This window comes from Candidatus Hydrogenedentota bacterium, assembly GCA_012730045.1.
In the GTDB taxonomy this organism is placed as follows: domain Bacteria; phylum Hydrogenedentota; class Hydrogenedentia; order Hydrogenedentales; family CAITNO01; genus JAAYBR01.
This window is the reverse complement of the sequence record JAAYBR010000106.1, coordinates 1-19,964: the sequence shown is the minus strand read 5'-3', so window position 1 is coordinate 19,964 and position 19,964 is coordinate 1. Positions and strand designations below refer to the sequence as shown.

Sequence of the window (19,964 nt, the reverse complement as noted above, 5' to 3'; positions counted from 1 at the left end):
TTGCCGCGGCCCGCGCGCCGGATGCAGAATCCGCAGGCGCGCATCAAGCCGGGATCCCTCCGAGCATTATTCCTTCCGCTGCAACCCGATCTTTTCGAAAGGAATGCGCTCAAAACCCGGAATCTGCCGGAACACCTCCGAATCGTCCCGCAATTCAAAATTCATGGCGGCGGCATCCACAAACCCCGGGTCCGTCTCTGTCGTGAAATTGTTCTCCTGCTCCCAGTCGCCGTCCAGCAGCATGGGGCACCGCACCACGACATTTCTTGCCGAATAGTTGGTCCGCTTCTCGCCGTGGAAATCTAGGAAGCCGGCCAATTCAGGATAGCGTTCCTTGTAGGGTGTCCGGGATATGTCCACGTCTTTCAGCAGCCACTCCTTCCACAGGTCGCCGTTGATCCATTCGGCCCAGGCGGCATCATCCCATCGCACATGGCGCATGGCGGCCTTGCAGTCCACAAAAATGTTGTTGAAAACCCGGTTGTTGTGGCCGCCGTGGACGAAAACAGCGCCGAAGTTCCCGCCCGCCGCGCGGAGGAACACGTTGCCGTGCACCGTCTGCCCGCCTGAACCGTCGTCGAAGTACACGGCGCAGCTGCCATGGGACCGGGGGCCGCCCGTGTCCCGCCAGAAATTGTACCGGAGGATGGTTCCCCTTTCCGATGGGTTGCGCCCCATGTAAAAGGCGCCGCAATCGTCGGATTCCTGGCAGATGTCGAATACTTCGTTGAACTCGATGATGTGGTCGTTGCCGCCGAGGCCGATGGCCTGGTGGGGCGCGCTGTGGATGCGGTTGTGCGCAAGCCGCACGCCCACCCCGCCCATGTGCACGTTGTAGGCGTGGGTGCGCTTCCTCCGGCCCGGATTCCAGATGTCGTTGTTCTCGGCGACATGGCCGCAGGGCGTGAGCGTCTTGCGGTCGCCCCCCTCCATGACCAGTCCGCCCGTGCCTGTGTCCGACAGGTCGCACGCCGCGACGAAATGGTTGGCGCCGCCCCTCACCACCACCCCGTCGAGCCCGGTGTTGCGCACCACGCAGGCCTCAACACGGACATTCGCACCGCCTTCCACCTGAATGGCGGACCCGGCGCAGCAGGACACGGTCAATCCAGACAGGGTGATATTGGCGGCGTCCCGGACCTGAACAACAGGCTCCTTTAGCAGCGAAAGTACCGTGTTGTCACCGGTGGCGGGAGTCGGCGGCCAGAAATACAGGCGCCCATGCTCCCGGTCAATGTAATACTCCCCGGGGGTGTCCAGTTCCTCCAGCAGGTTCAGGGCGCAGAAGCGGCGTTCCGCCTTGTTCCCGGAGCCGATGCCGTAGACATGGGGGCTGGAAAGCGTGATCCGGTGCTGTGCCGGGTCAAGCGACTTGACAGCGATGATTTCGCTGGCCCAGTCAAAGCACCAGTAGCCATAGAGCCAGACGGCGGGGGCGGTCGCCCAGCGGGCCGGGCGGTCCCCGGAATACTCAAACGTGCCCGTGTCCTGGGATTCATGATTGCGCCACGGCGCCGGACCGCTGTCCACCACTTTTGCCACCGTCGCCCACTCCCCGCCATTGGGCCAGCGCGCCAGCGCCATGCGCGACCCGTTGAAGAACAGCTCAGGCAGGGCGGGCGGCGTCGAGAAAGCGTTTGGGAACACGCCAAGGTCTGCGATCCCCTGCGGGGGCAGGTCCACCCAAAGTATCGAAGCGCGCGCGGCCGGATCAATGCGCTTCAACACGGCATCGTCCGTCACCTGTGTGAACGCCTCACGCGGCAGTGTCTTGCCGCCGATAATGGACGGGGTTTCACCCGGGACGGCCCGATAGATGACGGGTCCTTCCGGGGAGCCCCCATCGCGGGATTCCAGAACAAACGGCGCCGTCTGCTCGTACACCCCGCCGTGGATCCATATCGTTGCGCCCTCCGCCGCCGATTCGGGATTCTGCGCGCGCGCTTCACGGAGCATGTCCCTGGCCCCTGCAAGGGAAGCCAGCGGCGCTTCCGCCGAACCCGGGCCGTCATCCCGGCCCTGCGGGGACACATGCAGCTCGACGGCAGCGCCGGGGAGATGAAAAAGCAGCAGGATGAACATTGAAGAAACCAGTGTCTTCACGGGCGGAAGCCTCCTCCTCGCATGCTCGCATGCCTTGTTGTGCAGGGGCGCGCCGGCGCCGGGAAAGAACGTGGAAAGCGAACGGCGACTATTCGCCGGCGATGAAGACCGGCGCGCCCGGCTCCACACGCTGGAACAGTTCGATCACGTCGTCGTTCAGGAGTCGCACGCAGCCGTGGGACGCGGGGGTGCCGATGAGCGCCTCGCCGTTGGTCCCGTGGATGTAGATGTGGCGCGCCTTGGAGTCCACCGCCCTCCCCTGCGCGTCCTTTCCGAGGTTGAGGCCGGCTTCCGTGCCTTCCAGCCACAGAATCCGCGTAAGCACAAGGTCTTCCTCGGTCTTGTCGCCCGGCAGCCAGCGCTTTGATGTGGCGGCGCGGGACTGGAAGATGCGGCCCCACGGGGCGCCGTCGCCGAGCTTTTCGGCTATCTGGTGCCATCCCGAGGGGGTCATGCCGCTGCCCTCAAGAAATCCCACACCGGCTTTGGCGGTGGAGCAGTCCGCCGTCCAGACGGGCGCGCCGGCCGTGATGAGCCACAGGCGCTGCAGGGGAACCGACACCAGGATGCCCGTCCCCTCCCCCACCTTTTCACTCCAGCCGCACTGCGCCATCAGGCGGTCCAGTTCGGGCTCCGGGTTGACAGGGCTGAGAGATCGGCGTTCGCGGCTCGTCACGTTGTCCCCTTCCGACTCATGGGGAAGACCGGTGGGAAGGTCCACGAGATACCCCCTTTCAGGAAAATGACGCACTGTGATGGTCCGGCCTTCCGGCAGGGGCGCCTTCAGGAAGAACTCGGGAAGCCCCGCCAATGCCGGCGGGGCAATCCGGACGCGTTTCCAACCGGGTTCGACCGGGGACAGCCCGGCCACCCTTTCGGGCCAGAGGAACAGGGGGCTGCTGCTCCACGGGTGGCACCAGCTCATGTTTTTCTTGTCGTTGGGGCTCCAGGCCTCGAGGCAGGCGGTGGCCCCGTGGCGCAGCATTTCCCGCCAGGACCGTTGGTCGTTGGAGGCGAGCAGCTCGTAGCCCAGTTCCGGCACCCCGTTGTTGAAGCAGGCCTCGATGACATAGGGGGCCATGTACACCCCGCAGGCCAGGCGCTTCCGGCGGATGAAGTCCAGCATGGCCACCTTGTCGGCCCCGGCATGCAGCCCGAAGGCCAGCGGAACCGCATTGGCATGCAGTGAGCTGTGCTTGGAGCCGGGCGCATCAAGGTAAAGGCCTGTCGCGGGATCAGCGAGGCGCGCGGCAAACCCCGCCGCCACCCGGTCCGCGCGGCGGTCGAAGTCCGCGGCATCCGTCCCAAGAAGTCGCGCAAGTTCCGCCGCAGAACGCAGGGCGCCGTAGTAGAAGCCGTTGACCACGGCGTTGGCTTTTGCCTCGCCGTAGTCGTAGTCGAAGTCATCCCGCATTTCGGCGGGCCAGTCAATGAGCACCCACTTCTCCTGGGGGCGTGTAACACCCTCCACAAGCCCGTCGGCGTTCTCAAACCGCCGGAAATAGTCAAAAAGCGGCGCAAACGACCGGCTCATGAGGTCCCGGGTGAACGCCTCATCACCGGTGTTCTTACAAAACTGAAGGAGCATCAGGGGATACTGGAGGGAATACTCGGTGATCTCCTGCATGAAACTCCCCGGCGCCACGGCCATCATTCCAGGGCAAATCTGCTGGGAGAGGACGAAGTCGTGGAGGGCCTTGCGGGTCAGGGTGGGGTCCGCCGTGAGCCAGAAATGGGACCGGGAGGTGATGACCGCGTCCCCGAGATACTGCCCTTTTTCCCGCGTGGGACAGTCCAAAAACCCGCCCTGGGAACCCATGACCACCCCGTTGCGGCAGATGTCCCAGACCTGCTCCAGTTCCCTGTCCGCGCATTCGAAGGCGCTGCGGGACGGGTCAAAGGGGTGGTGGCGGACCTCCACCCAGACCTCGGGCGTGCCGGGCGCATCAAGAAGCTCCAAATAGCGGAAGCCCCGGTAGTCGAAGAATTCCACCAGGTCATCGCCGCCCGAGAGGGTGACCGTTTCCTCATACTTGCTGCTGGCGCGCATGTCGAAGCGCACCTCTTTGGGGCCGGACAGCTCTTCGCCGTGGTGGACGACCACCCGCTGTCCGGGTTCCCCTTGGAGCCTCAGACGGGTATGTCCGACGATTTCGGCGCCGAAATCATAGAACCATCGCCCCTTTGGAAGGGCTTCGGACGTTTTCGGCAGGACCTTCCGGGTTTCGAGGGGCGGGGTGAGCTGGCGGACGAAGACGTGGTCCTGGGGATCGTTCACCGGGGCGCTCCAGGCGCTGTCATCAAACCCCGCCTCCCGCCATCCCGCCGGAACAAGGCGCATGTCAATGTTCTCCAGGAACTGCGTCTTGTAGCCGATGGTCTCGCCGGTGGGAAAGGCCTCCAGGGGGAAGCACTTCCAGGATTCATCGGAGACGATGCTTTGGGAGACGGCGCCGGCCGCGTCCAGCAGGTCACACTGGAGCCGCAGCCCGGACCGGTTGTCGCCGCTGTCCCACACACGGTTGCGAAGCCCCTGATAGTAGAGGTGCACCGCCAGCACATTTGCCCCCGGCCGCAAGAAGGGGGTGACATCGGCCTCCAGGCAGGGATGGGCGAGGGGATAGCCGGACTCCGGCCCCTGAAAGACCTTTTCCCCATTGAGGAAGACGATGGCGTAGTCGTCCGCCGTGAAGGTGATCCGCGCCGCGGCAGGCAGCCCGTCCAGCAAGAACTCCCTCCGCAGAAGGGTGTGCAGGTTTTGGGGCCCTTTGGGATCAGAGGGCTTTTCCCCTTCCTTCTTGTAGTGGTCCATCACGGGGTGGCCGACGGCCCGGGGATCGCGTATCCACTGGGCCTGGGGGCTGAAGAGTTCCGGAGGGGCCGCGATGGACATCCACGCCCCGAGGGCCGCGCAAAGAAACGTTGCAGTCATGGGTGATCCTGTTGTGAGCCGCGGCCTATTCCAGCGCGGACAGCGGGATGTGCCACACGCGCACCAGGTCCCGGTTGTAGGTGTAACTGACGCCGACACCCTCCTTCGTGCGGATGATCGCCGGATAGGAGTACTCGCTGTCGGGATCGGGGTCGTTTTCCAAGTGCGCGATGGCGGAAAAGGTTTTCCCATTGTCCGTGGAGACCGCCAAATCCAAGGGTGTCCGGGGGCCCCAGTTCTTGTCCACCGGGTTGTAGACGAGGAGCAGGCGGCCATCCTCCAGCAGGAGCGCGTCCAGTCCGCTGTTGTTGTTCGGGAGGCGGGTCGCATGCACGGGCGACCAGGTTTTTCCGTAGTCCTCCGAGTCGGCGCGCCACACCCTGCCGGCGGCGGTTCGCAGGAGGGCGTGCACCTTTCCGGGGGAGGATTCCCACAGGGTGGGCTGGATGGCCCCCTCCCCCTTCAAGGTGGCTTTGTCTATCGCAAAGTCGGCGGACCGGGTCCAAGTGGCACCGTTATCCTCCGACCGGTCCACAAAGGGCTTCCAACCGCCGTGCTCCGTGGAGGCGGGGGCCAGCCAGGAGCCGTCTGAAAGGATGATGGGCTTGTTCTTGACGGGGCCGCGTCCGCCCGCATCGCCGGCGACCAGCTCGCGGGGCTCGGACCAGGTGGTACCGTTGTCCCCCGTGGTCATGCAGTAGGTGCGCCAGAAGGGGATTTCCGGCCCCACCTTGAAGAACAGATGCGTCTTTCCCTGGGCGTCGGTGAAAAGCACGGGGTTCCAGTGGGCCGAGTCCTCGATCTTGGCGGTCTTCACCGGGGCGGTCCACGCCCCGCTCACGCGGCGCGCGGTCCAAATGGCCACATCGTCGTCCTTTTCCTTGGTTCCGCCGAACCAGGCGGCGATGAAGGTGCCGTCCTGGGTGCGGGCGACCGTGGACGCATGGCACTGGGGAAAGGGCCGGTCCGCGCCGAAGGCGAATTCAACAAACCCGCCCGCCTGGACCGTTTTACTCTCGAAGTCCTCTGAGGAGAGGCACACCCGTTTTGCCGTTCCGCTTGTGGCGCACGCCGACAGCATGCCCGCCAGGCCAACCAGTCCGATGCTCACAGCCAGTCGCATGAAGTGTTCTCCTTTGGGCGCGTGGTGAGGCGCGCCGCGCCGCCGTGCCCGGGGCGCGTGCGGCGGCGTGGCAGAATGTCTGCCGGGGCGCGCTCTTGGTTACTGAAGTTTCTTCCCGTCGTGCTCGCCGGTCAGGGATTCGAGGAAGGCGACGATCAGGTCGCGGTCCCGCGCGGACAGCGTGGTGCCCGACTGGTACTTGGCCATGGTTTCCACGGCTTTTCCGAGGTCCGATGTGGACCCGTCATGGAAGTACGGATGGGTCACCTCGATGTTGCGCAGCGTGGGCACCTTCAGCCGGAATCGGTCGGCCTCATTCTTGGTCGCGTTGAACCGGCCAAAATCGGGGGTGTGGGGGTTGCCGCGGTCCGCGTAGTAATCGCGCCGGAGGCCCATGACCTCGAAACTTGCCCCGCCGAGGATGACGCCACTGTGGCAGGTTGCGCAGCCAAGCTCCTTGAAAACCTGGTATCCCTGCTTCTGCTCCGCGGACAGGGCACCCTGATCGCCCCGGAGATACTTGTCAAAGGCGGCCGGCGTGAGCAGGGTGCGCTCGTATTCCGCAATCGCGTTGACGAGGGTCTCCTTCTTGTAGCCTTCCGGATACACGGCGGTGAAGGCCTGGGTGAACTCGGCATCCTGCGAGAGCTTCCCCGCGATTTCCTCCCAGTTCGAGGCCATCTCAATGGGGTTGTTCGGCGGGCCGTCGGCCTGCTCTTCCAGGTTTGCCGCCCGGCCGTCCCAGAACTGCATGATGTTGAAGGCGGAGTTGAAGACGGTGGGGGCGTTGATGTCGCCGACCTGTCCGGCGACACCGGTGGAGAACTGGGCCTGATCGGTGCCCCCCTTGGCCAGGTCATGGCAGGAAGCGCAGGAAATGGTGTTGTCCTTGGAGAGGCGGCCGTCATTGTAGAGTTTGTCGCCGAGAGCCACCTTGGCGGGATTGGTCTCGATCTTTTCGGGAAGCGGCCGGACGGCCTGCTTCAGCAGTTCCGGCTCGACCCCGGCCACCGCGTAGCGTTTGGCCCGCTCCGCCTGGATCCAGGCGAAAATCGCCTCCTTCTCGGCGGCGCTCAGGAGGTGGTTCCAGTGCATGATGAGGTACTGGGCCGGCGGCATGCTGTTCCGCTCGGTGGTGTATTCAATCTTGGCCAGGGTGGCCTCGGACACTGTTCCCGGGGTCAGCTCGAGGATTTCCCGCGTCATGTTGACGTGTTTTGCCCCCGTGGCCACGTCATGAGCCATCAGCTGCTTGGCCACGGGAAGCATGGCATAGAACGGCATGGGGGCATCCAGGGAGTGGCAAACAACGCATTTTTCCGCCAGAATCGCCGCGACGTCGCCCAGCGGGGGCTGGGAAATGTATCCGGTAAGCTGGTTGGCGGGCAAATGCACAAACAGGTTATATACCGGCAACGCCAGGCCAAGGATGACCAGAACGAACAGTGCCAGCGCGATTTTCTTTTTCATGACCCGTCCTTTTGTTTCCGGGCGCCGCACCGGCGCATTCCGGACCGTCTCCATTATCGGTTGGCCTATGATACAATAATTTCCATTCAAATGAAACCTTCGGAAGGCGGTGCGGGCGGGTTGTCGCCCTGACCGCGCCCGGGTTCGTTAGGTTAGCACGACTTTGGCCCCCCGGTTGGGGCGCGGCTGGCGTCTCCGCCGGGGAATGAAAGGGTTCCGCATGGAAAAAGAGTGCATTTTCGCCAAGAACGGCCCCCCCGCAGCCGGACCGTATTCCCATGCGGTGGCCGCCGGCCCCTTCCTGTATGTCTCGGGGCAGGGGCCCATGCGGCCCGATGGGAGCGGGGTTCTCCGGGGCAGTCTGGAAGAGGAGGCCCGGCAGACCTTCGAGAACCTGAAGGCGGTGCTGGAGGACGCCGGCAGCTCGCTGGACCGGGTGGTGAAGGTCAATGTCTACCTGGCGGACATGGAGATGTTTGCCCGGTTCAACGCCGTCTACAAGGAATATTTCACCGACAGCTTCCCCGCCCGGACCTGCATTCAGGCCGGCGGCCTGCCCTTGGACATCCAGGTGGAAATCGAGGCGGTGGCCCTGCGTGATGCGTAGGCGCCCTTTCCCCCTTCCACTTCTGGCCGCGACTGCGGCGCTGGTTCTCGTATTCTGCTTTTCTGCGGCGTCCCAGTCCGCGGTGGACCTGAACAACGCGGGGACGGAGTCCTACAACCGGGGCGACTTCCTGCGGGCAACCACGCTGCTGGAAACGGCCCTGGACATTGCCCCGGAGAATCCGGTTGTCCGCCGCAACCTGTGCAACGCGCGGCAAAGTCTCGCGGATCAGCACGCGAAGCAGGGGGATGTGCGCACAGCCGTCCGGCTGGCCGAGGCGGCCATTGCGGCCGACCCGGACAACGCATCCCCGCTGATCCAGACGGGGGCCTACTACCTCCGGCTGGACGATGTGGGCAAGGCCATAGACCGTCTGGAGAAGGCCATTGTGACGAGGCCGGGCGATCTGGACGCCCATGACCTGCTGGGGCAGGCCTATTACCGCGACAACGACCTCTCCTCCGCGCGCGCCCAGTGGGACTATGTGCTGGAGATGGACCCGGCGCGCCCCTCGCTGCGGGAACGCTATGACAAGGCGTTCCGCGAGGAGGCCGTGGAGTCCGACTTCAACAAGTGGAAATCCCGGCATTTCCGGGTGAGTTACCCCGACGACATTCCGGACCGGCTCCGCGGCCGGGTGGTCTCCATTCTGGACAAGGCCTATGTGGATGTCGGCCGCGCGCTGGGAGGGGTTTTCCCCCCGCCGCCGATCCAGACCATCCTTTACACGGCGGCGCAGTTTTCCGAGGCCACGCAGCTCGGCGGGCATGTGGGGGCGGTTTATGACGGCAAGATCCGGGCGCCGATGACCGACCCTTCAGGCAACTGGCTCCCGGACGAGGAACTCCGGCGGCGGCTGGCGCATGAGTACGTTCATGTGGTGGTGCGGAACATCACGGGGGACAAGGTGCCCTGGTGGGTGAACGAGGGGATCGCGGAGACCCTGTCACACCCCCTGGACCAGCAGGACAGGGAGCGGCTGCTCGAGCTTTTCGCGAACGGGCGCGACTTCCGGCTTTCCTCCCTTTCCTCCCCCCAACTCGCGGGCAAGCTCTCCCCGGACCGCCTGAAGGAGGCCTATTTGCAGGCCCATGCCACCATGGAACTCCTCATCACACGCCACGGCAAAGGGAAGGTAAATCTTCTGTTGACGCGTTTCTCGTCCGGGGACACGGAAGACCAGGCCCTGCGCCAGATATACCGGAAGAGCGTGGCTGTTCTGGAGGAGGATGTCCGGGCGGCCTATCGCTGAGGAGGTCCTCAGCCCGCCGAACCGGTAATCTCCACGGGATTGGCGTACACCCAGGGAACCCACTCGTCCAGAATGCGCAACTCCGCCTCCACGCGGTACTTGCCGGGGAGTTCGGGGACAAACTCCATGGAGGCCCCCTCGGTCCGGTACACCTCCTCGCCGTGCCGCTTCACGATGAACCGGCACACATGCGGGGAGGCCCCCACAAGTTTGAGGCCGGGGGACAGCGGGATGCTCTCCCCCATGACGGCCTGGGCGTCCGCGGTCTTGGCCATCCACACGAACCCCGTGCTGTCGGCGATCATGTCGAAACCGACAAACGCGCGGCCGTCCATGATCGCGCCGAGGATTTCCTCCTCTGTCAGGTCTTTTGCAAGGACGTGGGTGCACACATGGCGGGTCATCCGCTCGTAGGGGTCAATCTGGAGGCGGAACGCCTCCTTCCCGGGCTCCAGGGGGCCGCAGAACAGCCGCAGCAGGCCCCGGGTGAGGAAATTGAGCGGGTAGGTCTTGATGTCCTCCCCCTCGGCGTGCCGCAGGCGGAGCGAGCCGTCCGCCTGGTAGATGCCGTAGACGCCGACGTTCTGGTGGGTGTCGTTGCCGCCGAACCCGCCGATGTCGCGGGAGATGTTCAGCTCGTCCCAGGTGTTCATGACCTGAACCGGGGGGTCAAAGGAGAGCCGGAAGCACTGGTCCGGGTAGGCGCGCAGGTTCACCAGCACGTTGGTGACAAGCCGCAGGAGGCGCTTGCCCTTCAGCTCTTCCATGAAATCCGGGTGGATATTGTAGATTTCCATGGCGGAAATCTGGGAAAGGTGCCACGGCCGCTTCTGCTCGGCGTGGATGATGAAGACCGTTCCCCCGGCCTCCTCGATCTTCGCCGCAAGCGCCTCCGGCTCGTCCTTGCAGCTGAGGACCGTGCCCTCCGGCAGGCCGACGGGCATGAACCCGTCCTGCATTTCAAAGCCCTGCATGAACAGCACGCCGTCGTGGATGCCCTTCCACTGGAGCCCGTAGAGGTTGTTGTCCCCCTCCTGGCAGTGGTCGCTCATGATGATGAAGTCGCGGCCCGTGTCCTTCATCGTCTTGAGGATGTGCTCAAAGGGGACCTCGCTGTCGTGGGAAATCTCCGAGTGGTTGTGGATGGCCCCCTTGTACTCGTTCCACCCGGTGAAAAAGGGGACGGGAATGCGGTTTTGCCGGATGGTCTTCCAGGCCGCCTCCTGCTTGGGAAAGGCCACAAAGCGGTTGTACAGCGCGCCGCGGAAAACAAGGAACAGCGCGAGCACCACGATGAACACCACAAGCAGGACTCCGCGGAACACCCACTTGAACGCCGTTCTGAAGATGCCCCCGCCGCCGGTTGTGCCCTGGGTGGAATGTGTCACGAATACAGCCTTTCATTGTGTCTTCATGTGGGGTCGCTTCGACGCGTTCCGGCCGAGGCGGCGACAGTATACCGCTTCCGGAGCGCCAAAGTCCCCCGAAAGAACAACGGGAGCCGGCCCGGTATTTCGGGCGGCTCCCGGAGGAGGGTCGGGGGAGTCGGGGAACTAGAACTTAAGGACGGCCATCCAGAAAACATAACCGGCGTTGGTGTCGTCGGTACCGGCGGTGATTTCCGTCCCGTTGAACTGGGAGAAGGCGCCCCGGGTCAGGCCGTCGCCCGCGAGGAGGTAGTTGCCGTAGAAGAGGAACCACAGGTCCGCAGAATACTGGTAGCGGATCCAGGCGGCCACTTCCCAGCCCAGGTCGTCGCTGCCGTCCTCGGTCCAGAAACTGAGCATCGGCGCGACGGGCACATAGGTGTCCCCGATTTTCCATGAGACGGGCGGATCAAACGCCGCGACGGCCCAGTCTTTGGCGACATGCGCGTGGAGGCGCACCTTTTCGGTCGCCTGGAGTTCCACGCCAAGCTGTATCTGGGCGACGTTGGACAGCCAGCCGTTGTCGTTGATGGTGGGCATGTAGTTCAGGTCCGAGAAGAGGCGGTTGAACGAGGTGCTCGCATCCGGCCGGTAGAACGGGTTGAGCCACTCCCCGAAGGAGATGTCGCGCTCGTCGTGTCCCTGGAAATAGACGCCCATGACGTAGGGACGGGGCGCCCATTTCACGTCCTTGAAGGTGTATCCGACGTTGAGCTCGGCGCCCCAGTTGCCGTAGTCCGCGTCCTGGTCGCCGTAGAGGCCGCCCACGGGCAGGAAGGTGGCGCCCAGGTGCTCCGCGTCTCCGAACTGGTAGGCCAGTTCGAGGCTGTAGTCGAAGCCGCCGGACTTGCCGAACAGGTGGGTTCCCAGGGTGTGCAGGCGCGTGGCGCCGTAGTCGTCCATCCCGCGCAGGTCCTCAAACCATTCCCCGATCTGGGTCAGGTTCGTGGTTTCCACGTGGCTGGCGTCGCGCAGGAAATACCAGTAGGCGGACATGGACAGGGGCTCCCATCCGTTGTAGGTGCCGTACACGCCGTAGAAGTCCGTGTCGCCGTCCTGCTCCGTCTGGTACCGGTCCGCCATTTTGGAGGCGAAAAAGTCAACGCTCACATCGTCCGCCGGCGTCCAAGTGAGGCGAACCGCGTCGTGGGAGGAGAACTGGGAGGGGGTGAGCATGTCGGAAACGAGGAAGCCCTTCCCAAACTTTATCGCCTGCCGTCCGATACGGAGCCTGAGAGGGGCGTCGAACAGTTGCCGGATCTCCACATACCCCTGGTTGAGCATGACGTCGTCCGTGGAATCCCCCCGGGCGTCGGCCCCGGTGAGATAGTTGGAGCGCGTGTCCTCGCCCCAGATGGAGAAATCGTAGAACTCCACAAAGGCGCTGACGTTGTCCGAGAAGTCCGCCTTCACGTTGAGCAGGAGCGCATGCTCATACCGGGACCAGTCGGGGCCGTCGCTGTCCCACTTGAAAATGGAAGTGGCCAGCTGCGAGCCGATCGGGCGCCATCCGAGCGCGGCGGCGGGGATGCGCTCCCCGCGCGGCGCAAAGGTGTTCATGTAGTAGCGGCCCCGGATGCGCAGCTCCCCGCCGATCTCCACCTGGGTGAGTTCGGCCCATGCCTGCGACGACACCATGAGCACCGCGCCGATGACGGCGGCAACGCGCGCACCGCCCAAGAAGACATTTCCCAACCTCCGCATTTTGACCGTTCCTTTCCCTTGACAATTACTACCGGTTTACAAGCCCAGTCCGGCGCGGCCAACTGGGCACCGCAACGCGCCCACTCCGCAGCCAGACACTGAAAGCAGACTGTTCGCGGAGTCTACCACACTTTCTTGCATTATTTGTAGTTTCTTGCAAACTTGAAAAAAGGAGGGAAAAACCGCGAAAATACACCTTCTTCGGGCAGTCGGAACACGGTGCCGCCGCGTGTCCGGAAACTGCCTTGGCGGCCGTCCCCCCTTTCTTGACCCGTGGTGCTGGAACATCCGGACGGCGTTTTCCAGGAAGGTTGCACAATGAGCAGACCCGTCTTCGACCCGGTCCCGCCGGATTTCTCGTTTGCCGGTTCCGAAAGGGACATTTCCCGGTTTTGGAAGGACGGCGACATTTATGCGAAAAGCCTGGCGCGCCGCAGGAATGGGAAGCCGTTCGTCTTCTATGAAGGCCCCCCCACCGCGAACGGCATGCCGCATCCCGGGCACTGCCTGACGCGGACCATCAAGGACATCTTTCCCCGGTACAAGACGATGGATGGCCGGTATTGCGAGCGGAAGGCCGGCTGGGACACCCACGGGCTGCCCGTGGAGATCGAGGTGTGCAAGGAGCTGGGGATCATGGACGGCGGCAAGGCCGCCATCGAGGACTACGGCGTCGAGAAGTTTAACCGCGCCTGCGTGGAGTCCGTTTTCAGGTACCAGAAGGAGTGGGAGAACCTGACCGACCGGATCGGGTTCTGGGTCAACCTGGACGAGGCCTACGTCACCTTCCACCAGTCCTATGTGGAGAGCGTCTGGTGGTCCCTCAAGCAGCTCTTCGACCGGGGGCTCCTCTACCAGGGCCACAAGGTGGTCTGGTGGTGGGCCCAGGGCGGCACGGCCCTGTCCGCGGGCGAGGTCGGCGAGGGCTACCGCGATGTGGACGATCCCGCCATCACGGTGCGTCTGCCGCTGACCCCGGAATCGGCCGCCCGCCTGGGTGTGCCGGAGGAAACCAGCCTGCTCGTATGGACGACCACCCCGTGGACCCTGTCCAGCAACTGCGCCGCCTGCGTGGGAACCGACATCGAGTATTGCCTCGTGCGCGACCCGGAGACCGGCGGGTGCTTCATTATGGCGAAAGCCCTCGCCGCCAAGTACTTCGGCGATGACGCCGTCCCCGAGAAGGTCTTCCCCGGAAGCGCCCTGCTGGGCCTGAAATACGAGCCCCTGTTTGCCTATGACCTGCCGAAAGACCCGGCAACGGGCCGCGAAGCCGTCCGGTACTGGGAGGTCATCGCCGGGGATTTCGTGGACCTGGAAACGGGAACCGGGATCGTGCACATGGCCCCGGCCTTCGGCGAGGACGACTACCGGGTCTGCCGCGAGCAGGGCATCGGCTTCCTGTGTTTTGTCCGCCCGGACGGGACCTTCGATGAGCGGGTGACCGACACCGACCCCTTTGACGGGTCCCTGATTGCGGGCCGCTTCTGCAAGGAGGCGGACAAGAGCATCACCCGGGTGCTCAAGGAGCGGGGGCTGCTCCTGAAGCACGAGCAGTACCGCCACTCCTATCCCTTCTGCCCGCGCGCGGAAAATGACCCGCTCATCCAGTACGCGCGCAAGAGCTGGTTCATCCGCACCTCGGAGTTCCGCGACCGGTTCCTGGCAAACAACGCCCAGATCAACTGGCAGCCGGGCCACATCCGGGACGGCCGTTTCGGGAACTTCCTGGAGAACAACGTGGACTGGGCGCTGTCCCGGGAGCGGTTCTGGGGCACCCCCCTGCCGATCTGGGTCTGCGAGAAGACCGGCCACATGGAATGCGTCGCGTCGTATGCGGAATTGCTCGCCAAGCCGGGGGTCGCGGGGGTGGACGTCTGGGAGTCGGCGAAACAGGCCGACCCGGCGCTGCGCGACGACCTGCGCGTCCACAAGCCCTACATTGACGCGGTCACCTACCAGAGCCCGAAGGACCCCTCGGCGCGCATGCGGCGCGTCACCGAGGTGATTGACGTATGGTACGACGCGGGGTCCATGCCCTTCGCGCAGTGGGGCTATCCTCACGTTCCCGGATCGGAGGCCCTGCTCGCCGGCCATTTCCCGGCGGACTTCATCAGCGAGGGGCTGGACCAGACGCGCGGGTGGTTCTACGCCATGCTCGCCATCAGCACGCTGATCTTCGGCGGGGACCGGACGCCCTGGCCGCACCCCTACAAGAACTGCATCTGCCTGGGACTGGTCCACGGCGAGGACGGCCTGAAACTGTCCAAACGCCTGAAGAACTACAAGGATCCGAATGAGCTGTTCGACCAGTACAGCGCCGACGCCCTGCGATGGAGCCTGATCTCCAAGAACCCGCCGACCACGGGCATCCGCATGACGGAGCGCAACGTGGAGGAGGCCCAGCGGGAAATGCTCATCCGCTGGCACAATGTCTACTCCTTCTTCGTGATCTACGCGAACCTCGACGGCTTCTCGCCGTCCGACGCTCCCGCCGAATTCCTGGCCGCCCTCGGCTGTGATCCGGCGGCAATCGCCCCCCCCGCCGCTCCGGCGGACCGACCCGCGTTCCGTCCCGCCGCCGAACGCTGCGAACTGGACCAGTGGATTCTCAACGAGCTGGCGCGCACGGTGCTCGAGGTGCGCTCCGCGCTGGACCAGTACGAGACCTACCCCGCCGCCCGCGCGCTCTCGTCGTTCCTGGACGGCCTGTCCAACTGGTATGTGCGGCGGAGCCGTTCGCGTTTCTGGGCGGGTGCGTGGAGCGCGGACAAGACGGACGCCTACTGGACCCTCTACGAGTGCCTGGTGAAGTTCGCCCAGCTTATGGCCCCCTTCACGCCGTTCTACGCCGAGGCGACGTGGCGCAACCTGGCCGCGCCCCTGCCCGGGGCGCCGGAGAGCGTTCACATGTCGGACTTCCCCCGCGCGAGCGCGGAGGGCATTGACTGGGAGATGATCACGGACATGGCGCTCACCCGCGAGGCGGTCACGCTCGGGCTGAACGCCCGCCGGACGGCCAACCTCAAGGTGCGGCAGCCCCTCGGGCGCTGCGAGATCGTGCTCTCCGACGCGTCGCGCCGCCATGCCGTTGAGACCCACCGGGACTTGATCCTGGAGGAGCTGAACATCAAGGAGCTGGCCTTCGCGGAGAACCCCGACGAGTATGTGACCTACCTGGTCAAGCCGAATTTCAAGGTGCTGGGACCCAAGCATGGCCCCAATGTGAAGAAGATCGGCCAGCTTCTCTCCGCAGGGTCCGGCGCCGCGTTCTTCGCGCAGATGCGCGACACGGGCCGCATCACGCTTTCCCTCGACGGGCAGGCGGTGGAGCTCGGCCCGGATGATGTCGAGGTGCGGCTTCAGCCCCGGGAGGGCTTCTCCGCCGCCCAGGGCGCCGCGATGGTGGTGGTGCTGTCCACGGAAATCACCGAGGAACTCCGGCACGAGGGCTGGGTGCGCGATTTCGTGCGCGTGGTCCAGGACATGCGCAAGGAGATGAATGTAGCCTACGACGCGCGGATCACGCTGGAGTTGAGCCCGCAGACGCCGGAACTCGCCGAAGTGCTCCGCCGGTTTGAGGGGACCATCTCCGAGACGGTGCTCGCGCGGGAGATTCTCTTCGCGGACCAGCCCGGCGAGGGCGCCCGCATGGCCGAAACCGAAGGGGGCAGCGTGTCCGTTCTGGTCAGCCTCTGAGCCTGCCGGCGGCCCGCCGCCTCCCATGAAAGGAAGTGTCCCGTGAGCCTGTTTTCCTCCATCACCGATGCGGTGCTTGCCGCCTATCCCGCCCTGCAGCCCGGCGACGTCGTCCCCGCTTCCCCGCCCAACCGGGAGGTGGGCGACGTGGCGGTTCCCCTGTTCCTGGCGGCCAAGCGCCTGGGCGGCAATCCCGCCGCGCTGGCCCGGGAGGCTGCGGAAAAGGTCGTGTTCGGCCCGGAGGTCACGTCTGCGGCGGCGGCGGGGCCCTACCTTAACCTGCGGCTGGACCGGTCGCGGGTGGGCGCGGGCGTGGTGGCGGAAGTGCTGGAGAACGGGGACCGCTACGGCAGCGGGAACACCGGCGCCGGGCGCCGGGTGCTCATCGAGCACACGAGCATCAACCCCAACGCGAGCCCCCATGTCGGGCGCGGCCGCTGCGCCATGATCGGCGACAGTCTGGCGCGGCTCCTCCGCTTCGAGGGGAACGATGTGGAGGTGCACTACTACGTCAACGACATGGGCCGGCAGATCGGCCTGCTGGTCATGATTGCGGACGAGATTAAGGGGCTGGACTTTGACGGCATTCTGGACGCCTATGTCCGGGCGAACGCCCGGGCCGAATCGGACCCCGCGTTCGCCGAAAAGGGCTACGCGCTGCTTTCGGACATGGAGGAGGGCGACCCCCGGGCGCAGGCGCGGTTCCGCCAGGTGACCGACCTCTGCCTCCAGGGGCAGTTGGCGGTCCTCCACCGGGTCGGCGCGACCTACGACATTTTTGACCGGGAGTCGGCGTATGTGAACGACCCGCGCCTCGCCCAAATCGAGGAGGCGCTCCGCGCGAAGGGGGCCCTGTTCACGGATGAGGAGCAGCGGCTGGTCGTGGACCTTGCCCCCCTCGGGCATGCCCAGGAGGAGGGCCGCTATTTCGTCCTCCGGCGCGCCAACGGCAGCTCCATGTACGGCTACCGGGACCTGGCCTATTCGCTGGACAAGGAGGAAAAGGGCGCGGACGTCAATCTCATGGTGCTGGGCGAGGACCACAAGCTCTATGCCCAGCAGCTCGCCATGATTCTCCAGGCCGCCGGACACACCCCCCCCGAGGCGGTGTATTACTCCTACATCCTCCTCAAGGACGGCAAGATGTCCACCCGTCAGGGCAAGGTGGTGCTGCTCTCGCAGTTCCTGGACCAGGCGTCCGCGCTGGCGCGGGAGCGCGTGGCGGAGCAGTGCGCCGAGCTGTCCCCGGAGGAGCAGGACGCCATCGCGGAGACGGTCGCCGTGGCCGCCATCCGTTTCGCCGTGCTCCGCGTGAAACCGGGCAAGAACGTCACCTTCGACCTGGAGGCCGCCCTCTCCTTCCAGGGGGACACGGGCCCCTATGTGCAGTACTGCTGCGCGCGGATCAACTCCATCCTGCGCAAGGCGGGAGCGGAGTCGGGTGGCCGCTTTGACGCGGACGGCTTCGAGGCGGCCCACGACGCCGAGTGGGCCGTGGTGGGCAAGCTCATGGAGTTCCCGCAGGTGGTCCGCGACTGCCTCCAGCAGCGCGCCGTGGCCCCTGTCGCCGGGTATGCCCTGGACCTGACGCATCTCTTTTCGTCCTTCTACCGGGACTGCCCCGTGCTCAAGGCGGACACGCCCGCGGCGCTGCGCTCCCGCCTGGCCGTCTGCCGGGCCACGCTCCAGACGCTCACGAACGCCCTGCACCTCCTCGGCATCACCGCCCCGGAGCGCATGTAGGCCGGCGGGGGTGTAACAAAGCGGCGTTTTGCGCGGTCCTACCCTGTGTGAAGGAGACCGCATCTTGCCATCCTCCCGGTTCCTGGTGATCGTGTTTTTTGCCGCGACCCTGTGCGGGGCGGCTTTCCCCTCCTCTCCGGCGGTGTCCGTGGACGGGGACCGTCTGGTGGATCCGGAGGGGCGCACCGTATACCTGCGCGGCATGAATGTGGGCTCCAAGTCGCCCAAGAACCGGCACCTTTCCTGGCAGACCCCCGAAGACTTCCAGCGCCTCCGTTCGTGGGGCATGACCGCCGTCCGCTACATGATCTTCTGGTCCGCCGTGGAGCCCGCGCCGGGCGAATACGACGAGGAATACCTGCGCGGAGTGGACGAGCGGATCGCGTGGGCGCGCGAAGCGGGCCTGCATGTGATTTTGGACATGCACCAGGACCTCTACGGCCCCGCCATTCCCGGCGGCAACGGCATGCCCGCCTGGGCCACCCTGGACGATGGCCTCCCCCACCGCACCGTGGGAGGTGTGTGGAGCACGGCCTACTTCGTCAGTCCGAAGATTCACCGGGCCTTTGACCACTTCTGGCAGAACGCCCCCGGCCCCGACGGGGTGGGCATTCAGGACCGGTTCGCCCTCGCGTGGCGGCATGTGGCCGCGCGCTACCGGGACGAGCCGGCGGTCATCGGCTTTGACATGCTCAACGAGCCGTTCATCGGGTCCGACATCCGGCGGGTCGGGTGGGCGGTGTGGATGGCGCTGCCGGACATTCTGCGCGGCGCGGACCTGCCGCGGAATCCTCTGGCCTTCTTCGAGAGCTTGAAAGAAGACCCCTACCCCTCCTGGTTATTGGAGCTTGCTGAAGACCCGGTCCGCTATGAGCGGTTCCTGGCCGCCGTGACCCCGGCCATGCAGGCCTTCGAGCGGGAACACCTGCTGCCCATGTACCAGCGCGTGCGCCGGGCGGTCCGGGAGGTCCATCCCACGGGCATCTTCTTCCTGGAGCCGTGCGTGGTCGCCAATGTCGGCGCGGTGTCCGCCCTGGAGCCCCTCACGGACGACCAGGGCATGCGGGATCCCTTCCAGGCGTACATGCCCCACTTCTACGACATCGTGCTGGACACCCCCCTTGCCCACGCCCCGAGCCGGGCGCGGCTGGAGATCATGATGCGTAACCGCGCCGCCGAGGCGCATCGGATGGGAATGCCCCTGCTGGTGGGGGAATGGGGCGCCTTCTACGGGAACGACCGGTGTGCCGACGCGGCCGCGCTCATGACGGGCCTGCTGGCCGCAAACACCTGCGGGGAGTTCTACTGGGAATACCATCGGGGCATGGAGAAGACGGCGTATCTGCCCTCCCTGAACCGCCCCTCCCCCCTGCGGGTGGGCGGGTTTCCGGTGGCGGTTCGGATGGCGGAGCCCGGGGGGGCAATGCACGTTCAGTGGACCGAGGAGAAGACCCCGGCGCCCGCCTCGGAATTCCACCTTCCGGACGGCTGGGTCCTGGAGGAGGAGGCCTCCGGCGGAAAATGGGGGGGCGCCGGCACGGTGTCCGTTCCCGGGGCGGAAAAGACGGGCGTGAGGGAAGTCACCCTTCGGCCTGCCCCGTAGGAAATCAGACGCCCAGCACCCGGACCACGCGCAGCGCGGCAATCTCGTTTCCGCCACGACTCCCCCCGTCACTGCGAGCGCAGCGCGGCAATCTCGTTCCCTCCATACCTTCCGCCAACGCCCTGCCTGCAAGCGATTGCTTCCCTTCGTTCGCAATGACGGAAACGCACACGTCATTGCGAAGGAGCGAAGCGACTGCGGCAATCTCGTCCCGCCCCGGCTCCGGCTCCCTCCATCGCCCAAACCACGCGCCCCCTGGGATCGCCAAGCTCCAGCTTGGCCTCTTAGGTTCTTCCGCGCG

At 65.3% G+C, this 19,964-nt stretch carries 11 protein-coding genes; 5 read left to right on the top strand and 6 right to left on the bottom strand.

The annotated features are described in order from the left end of the window. Window positions 1-66: 66 nt before the first annotated feature. The 4 genes from GXY15_11280 to GXY15_11265 form a co-directional block, all read right to left on the bottom strand. Window positions 67-1,956, bottom strand: a complete 1,890-nt coding sequence (locus GXY15_11280) for a right-handed parallel beta-helix repeat-containing protein (GenBank protein ID NLV41795.1) — start codon at window positions 1,954-1,956, stop codon at window positions 67-69. Window positions 1,957-2,191: 235 nt separating this feature from the next. Then, window positions 2,192-5,035, bottom strand: a complete 2,844-nt coding sequence (locus GXY15_11275) for a family 78 glycoside hydrolase catalytic domain (protein ID NLV41794.1) — start codon at window positions 5,033-5,035, stop codon at window positions 2,192-2,194. Between the two features lie 25 nt (window positions 5,036-5,060). Beyond that, window positions 5,061-6,116, bottom strand: coding sequence for an exo-alpha-sialidase (locus GXY15_11270; GenBank protein ID NLV41793.1), 1,056 nt, complete (start codon window positions 6,114-6,116; stop codon window positions 5,061-5,063). A gap of 141 nt (window positions 6,117-6,257) precedes the next feature. Beyond that, window positions 6,258-7,628 (bottom strand): c-type cytochrome, encoded by a 1,371-nt coding sequence (locus tag GXY15_11265; GenBank protein NLV41792.1) that lies wholly within the window; start codon window positions 7,626-7,628, stop codon window positions 6,258-6,260. Between the two features lie 220 nt (window positions 7,629-7,848). Between GXY15_11265 and GXY15_11260 the strand changes: the two genes are divergently transcribed. Both GXY15_11260 and GXY15_11255 read left to right on the top strand, forming a co-directional pair. Beyond that, on the top strand, window positions 7,849-8,235 hold the full coding sequence (locus tag GXY15_11260; protein NLV41791.1) for a reactive intermediate/imine deaminase: 387 nt from the start codon (window positions 7,849-7,851) through the stop codon (window positions 8,233-8,235). A gap of 82 nt (window positions 8,236-8,317) precedes the next feature. After that, entirely contained in the window at window positions 8,318-9,487 is a 1,170-nt protein-coding gene (locus tag GXY15_11255; GenBank protein NLV41790.1) for a tetratricopeptide repeat protein, read from the top strand. 8 nt (window positions 9,488-9,495) lie between these two features. Here the strand turns inward: GXY15_11255 and GXY15_11250 are convergent, their stop codons facing one another. Both GXY15_11250 and GXY15_11245 read right to left on the bottom strand, forming a co-directional pair. Then, window positions 9,496-10,875 (bottom strand): hypothetical protein, encoded by a 1,380-nt coding sequence (locus tag GXY15_11250; GenBank protein NLV41789.1) that lies wholly within the window; start codon window positions 10,873-10,875, stop codon window positions 9,496-9,498. 165 nt (window positions 10,876-11,040) lie between these two features. Further along, window positions 11,041-12,594 (bottom strand): alginate export family protein, encoded by a 1,554-nt coding sequence (locus tag GXY15_11245; protein NLV41788.1) that lies wholly within the window; start codon window positions 12,592-12,594, stop codon window positions 11,041-11,043. A 342-nt stretch (window positions 12,595-12,936) separates the two neighbouring features. Between GXY15_11245 and GXY15_11240 the strand changes: the two genes are divergently transcribed. From GXY15_11240 to GXY15_11230, 3 genes are all read left to right on the top strand, one after another. Continuing rightward, window positions 12,937-16,317, top strand: coding sequence for an isoleucine--tRNA ligase (locus tag GXY15_11240; GenBank protein NLV41787.1), 3,381 nt, complete (start codon window positions 12,937-12,939; stop codon window positions 16,315-16,317). 42 nt (window positions 16,318-16,359) lie between these two features. Next, window positions 16,360-18,060 carry an arginine--tRNA ligase gene (gene argS, locus GXY15_11235; GenBank protein NLV41786.1) on the top strand — a complete coding sequence of 567 codons (1,701 nt, stop codon included), beginning with the start codon at window positions 16,360-16,362 and terminating at the stop codon, window positions 18,058-18,060. Window positions 18,061-18,124: 64 nt separating this feature from the next. Next, entirely contained in the window at window positions 18,125-19,663 is a 1,539-nt protein-coding gene (locus GXY15_11230; GenBank protein ID NLV41785.1) for a cellulase family glycosylhydrolase, read from the top strand. Window positions 19,664-19,964 lie beyond the last annotated feature (301 nt).

Excerpts from the sequence above, each read along its gene's own strand:
- GXY15_11280 (NLV41795.1), bottom strand. The coding sequence starts at position 1,956 with ATGCTCCGTGAAGCGCGCGCGCAGAATCCCGAATCGGCGGCGGAGGGC.
- GXY15_11275 (NLV41794.1), bottom strand. The coding sequence starts at position 5,035 with ATGACTGCAACGTTTCTTTGCGCGGCCCTCGGGGCGTGGATGTCCATC.
- GXY15_11270 (NLV41793.1), bottom strand. The coding sequence starts at position 6,116 with ATGCTGTCGGCGTGCGCCACAAGCGGAACGGCAAAACGGGTGTGCCTC.
- GXY15_11265 (NLV41792.1), bottom strand. The coding sequence starts at position 7,628 with ATGAAAAAGAAAATCGCGCTGGCACTGTTCGTTCTGGTCATCCTTGGC.
- GXY15_11260 (NLV41791.1), top strand. The coding sequence starts at position 7,849 with ATGGAAAAAGAGTGCATTTTCGCCAAGAACGGCCCCCCCGCAGCCGGA.
- GXY15_11240 (NLV41787.1), top strand. The coding sequence starts at position 12,937 with ATGAGCAGACCCGTCTTCGACCCGGTCCCGCCGGATTTCTCGTTTGCC.